Genomic DNA, 3,847 nt, shown 5'->3' with positions numbered 1-3,847 from the left:
GGGACAGGGTGCCCGGGCCCAGGCGCTGGGCCTGGGCGGCCATCCGCTCGATCTGGTCGGCCGGGCCGTCGATCAGCCCCTTGGCGGCGGCGTCCATGCGGGAGGCTCGCCGCTCGCTGGTCGAGGCACGGCAGATCGCCGACGCCGCCCGCCGGGACCGCCGGGACCTGCCGATCTTCCGGTTGCCGCACGTCGGGCTCGCGGGCCTGCTGCACCTGCTGCGGGACGAGCCCCGGGTGCAGACGTTCGTCGAGCGCGAGCTGGGGGCCCTGCTGGCGTACGACGCGCAGCACCCCCGCGAGCAGCTGCTCGGCACCCTGCGGGCGTACCTGGACGCGGGCCGGAACAAGTCCGCGGCGGCGTCCGCCGCCCACCTGTCCCGGCCGGCCTTCTACGAACGGTTGGCCCGGATCGCCCGCATCCTCGACGTCGACCTGGACTCGGTCGAGGCCTGCCTCTCCCTGCACGTGGCCCTGGAGGCCCTCGACGCCATCCGCACCCCCTGACGGGGGTGGGTCAGTTCAGGGCTTCCAAAGCCTTGGCGTAGGCCGCCGGGACGTGGTTCGGGCCGCCGGGGGTGAAGACGTCGCTCGTCGTCGCGGCCTGCCAGGCCGTGTCGGGCACGGCGTCGACGAGGGCGCGGACGACCGGGGTGTCCCGCCACTGCGCCTGCTGGGCGAGCAGGCTCAACGCCACCACCGACTCCTCGACCTCGCCGACGCACTCGAACGGCTTGTGGCCGTCCACGCCGAGCAGTTCCCGGTAGCCGGGGATCTGCGTGTCGTCGGCGAGCAGGTCGCCGCCGAAGATGTGGGTGATCCGCTCGCGGGGCATGAACGGCGCCATGGCCAGGAAGACGAACCGGCACTTGGGGCAGTCGCGGCACCAGCGCTCGCTGGCGTCGCGCAGCTTGAAGGCCGCGTTGCAGCTGGTCACCACGTCGTCGTAGCGGTCGATCGCGGCGAACAGCCGGGCGATGTGCAGCTCGGACAGGGACCGCAGCAGGGAGAAGTACGGCTCGGTGAGCCCGGCGTGCTCGGCCAGCGCCGCCCGCAGCAGCCCCTCGGCCTCGACGCCCTTGGACCACTGGTGGTTGATCTCGTGACCGTTCCAGACCAGGTTCGGGTCGGACGCGGAGCGCTCGTTGGACATCACCACCGGCCCCAACCCGTGGAGGACGGCGGTGGCGACGGCGATCAGCGAGTTGATCGCGGTGACCGGGATGTGCCCGTTGCGGGCGCCGGCCGCGTTCAGCTCGAACAGCACCGGGTCGATCCGCCGTCGGGCCGCCAGCGGCGTCAGGCCGGACGCCTCGTTGACCGAGACGATCACGTGGTTGGGGTTGACCGAGAAGGGCACCGGGTCGAAGCCCGCCCGCCGCAGCGCCTCCAGGCTGACGATCGAGTCCTTGCCACCGCCGACGGCGGAGAGGGGACGCAGGTCGGAGTTGTCGTACACCCGGGCGGCGGAGACGGTGCCGGCCGGCACCTCGGGCGTCAGCAGCAGCACGTGCGGCAGCCCGTTGCGGTACGCGTACTCCGCCAGGCCCTTGGTGTAGACGGCCGTGACCAGTGCGGCGGCGGCCGCGCCCAGCGGCGCCGGCAGCACCAGCCGACCCGGTGCGGCGGCCTTGTAGTAGCTGACCCCGGCGACCACGTGCAGCAGCTCCAGGACCCGGCCCAGGGTCGCCACCGTCTCGTCCGACGGCGGCGCCTCCGGCAGCGGAAGCGTGATCACCTCGGTGAACCGTTGCTCGCCGTCGGGGCCGCTGAGGGCGTAGTCGAACAACACCTCCCCGGTGGAGAGGTCGATCGAGTAGGACGGGAAGGTGAAGGCGTCCATCCGCCGGAGCTGCTCGTTGGGCACACGCCATACTAGGCCCTGGTTCGTCCTCGGTGCCCGAGTGCGCCGGAGAGCGACCGTTCCGACCGGCCGACCTGGAGGAGATCACCTGTGCGCCTGTCTGACCTGCGCGGACGTACCGTCGCCGTCTGGGGGGCCGGCCGGGAGGGCCGGGCCGCGGTGACCGCGATCGCCGCGCACGGCCCGGCCGACCTGGTCGCGGTCGACGACAGCGCCAACTTCCTCAGCCTGCCGTGGGAGGGGCTCCTCGCCGAGGCGGCCCCCCTGGTCACCGGCGAGGAGGGCTTCGCTCGGCTGCTCGCCGCCGACGTGGTGGTCCGCTCGCCCGGCGTGCCGAACACCCACCCGTGGCTGGTCGAGCTGCGGCGGCGCGGCGTGACCGTCACCCAGGGGACCGCCCTCTGGATGGCCGACCACGGCGCCCGCACCGTCGGCGTGACCGGCAGCAAGGGCAAGAGCACCACGTCCAGCCTGATCAGCCACCTGCTGGCGGCGATGGACCGGCCCAACGTCTTCGGCGGCAACATCGGGGTGCCGACGCTGGACCTGCCGGAGGCCGAGCTGTACGTGCTGGAGCTGTCCAGCTACCAGTGCAGTGACCTGACCGACTCGCCCCGGGTCGCGGTGGTCACCGCCCTCTTTCCGGAGCACCTGGACGCGCACGGCGGTGAGCGGGAGTACTACCGGGACAAGCTGAACCTCCTCGCGCACGGGCCGGAGACGGTCGTGGTCAACGGCGCCGACCCGCGGCTCGCCGCCGAGCTGGGCGACCGGCCGGTCGTCCGCGCCGGCACTCCGGACACCGCGCACGTGGCCACCGGTCCAGACGGCACGCCCTGGTTCCACCTCGGGGACCAGCCGCTGTTCCCCCGCGCGGTGCTGCCGCTGGTCGGCCGGCACAACGAGGGCAACCTGTGCGTGGCCCTCGCCGTGCTCGACGCGCTCGGCGTGGACGTGGTCGCCCGGAAGGACACCCTCGCCGTGGCGGTCGCCGAGTTCCAGGGGCTCGCGCACCGGCTCACCGAGATCGTCGACCCGTCCGGTCTCACCTTCGTCGACGACACCCTGGCCACCAGCCCGTACGCGGCCATGCACGCCATCGACGCGTACGAGGGGCGGCCGTTGACCGTGATCGTCGGCGGCACCGACCGGGGGCTGGACTACACCCCGCTGGCCGAGCACCTCGCCGAACGCGAGATCACCGTCATCGGCATCCCCGACAGCGGGCCCCGGATCGTGGCGGCGCTGGACGGGCTGCCGAAGGTGCGTACCGAGACGGTCGACGACCTGGTCGACGCGGTCCGGCTGTCCCGCGAGGTGACCCCGCCCGGCGGGGTGGTGCTGCTGTCGCCGGCCGCGCCCAGCTACGGCCGGTTCCGCAACTTCGAGCACCGCTCCGAGGTGTTCGCCCAGGCCGTCCGGGACACCGCCGCCGGCTGAGCACGCCGCGGCGGCAGAGGGATCGGATCACGCGAGCAGCGCCCGTGTGGACCGGATCGCCGAGCGGATCTCCTGGAGGTACCGGCCCGGCGTGAGCGTCGGCTCGGGCAGCACCGCCACGTCCGGCAGGGCCGGGTCGACGCCGACGGTCTCCACCCCGCAGCCGTACGGCAGCGCGAGCGTGCGCAGCGCGTCGCAGTGCTGGAACGGGACGTAGATCGGCGCGGTCACGCACAGCACCTCGTCGCCGGGGGAGAGGCGCACGTGCCCGGCCCAGAACCGCTGGGTGTCGGCGGTGTGCGCGCGGCGGTGCTCCGGCTCGCTGGACGGTGCGGCGAGGACCCGGACCGGCGGCAGGCCCGGCGGCCGGTACGTCCGCGAGGACCAGGAGTGGTGCGGGTGCCCGGCGTCGTGGCCGTCCTCGTCGGCGGGTGCGGCCACCCCGAACAGCCGCCGGACGGCCGCGTCCAGCACGTCGACCTCGGTGGCGCGACGAAGATCCGCACCACCGTCTCCCTACTGCCGCGGCCTGCTCGTCGCCGAC

The 3,847-nt window shown here is 73.7% G+C and carries 4 protein-coding genes; 2 read left to right on the top strand and 2 right to left on the bottom strand.

Going from position 1 to position 3,847, the window contains the following annotated elements; genetic code table 11:
- A partial coding sequence (locus AB0I76_RS24700; RefSeq protein WP_357039894.1) for a helix-turn-helix domain-containing protein occupies positions 1-506 on the top strand: 506 nt, incomplete at its 5' end.
- Between the two features lie 10 nt (positions 507-516).
- Here the strand turns inward: AB0I76_RS24700 and AB0I76_RS24695 are convergent.
- On the bottom strand, positions 517-1,866 hold the full coding sequence (locus tag AB0I76_RS24695) for a hypothetical protein (RefSeq protein ID WP_357039891.1): 1,350 nt from the start codon (positions 1,864-1,866) through the stop codon (positions 517-519).
- Between the two features lie 87 nt (positions 1,867-1,953).
- Between AB0I76_RS24695 and murD the strand changes: the two genes are divergently transcribed.
- Positions 1,954-3,303, top strand: a complete 1,350-nt coding sequence (murD, locus tag AB0I76_RS24690) for a UDP-N-acetylmuramoyl-L-alanine--D-glutamate ligase (RefSeq protein WP_357039888.1) — start codon at positions 1,954-1,956, stop codon at positions 3,301-3,303.
- A gap of 27 nt (positions 3,304-3,330) precedes the next feature.
- On the opposite strand, the gene AB0I76_RS24685 is transcribed toward murD, so the two are convergent.
- Positions 3,331-3,777, bottom strand: coding sequence for a hypothetical protein (locus AB0I76_RS24685; RefSeq protein WP_357039885.1), 447 nt, complete (start codon positions 3,775-3,777; stop codon positions 3,331-3,333).
- Positions 3,778-3,847 lie beyond the last annotated feature (70 nt).

Source organism: Micromonospora sp. NPDC049799, from assembly GCF_040656655.1.
Taxonomy (GTDB): Bacteria; Actinomycetota; Actinomycetes; order Mycobacteriales; family Micromonosporaceae; genus Micromonospora.
This window is presented reverse-complemented; position numbering and strand designations above follow the sequence as displayed.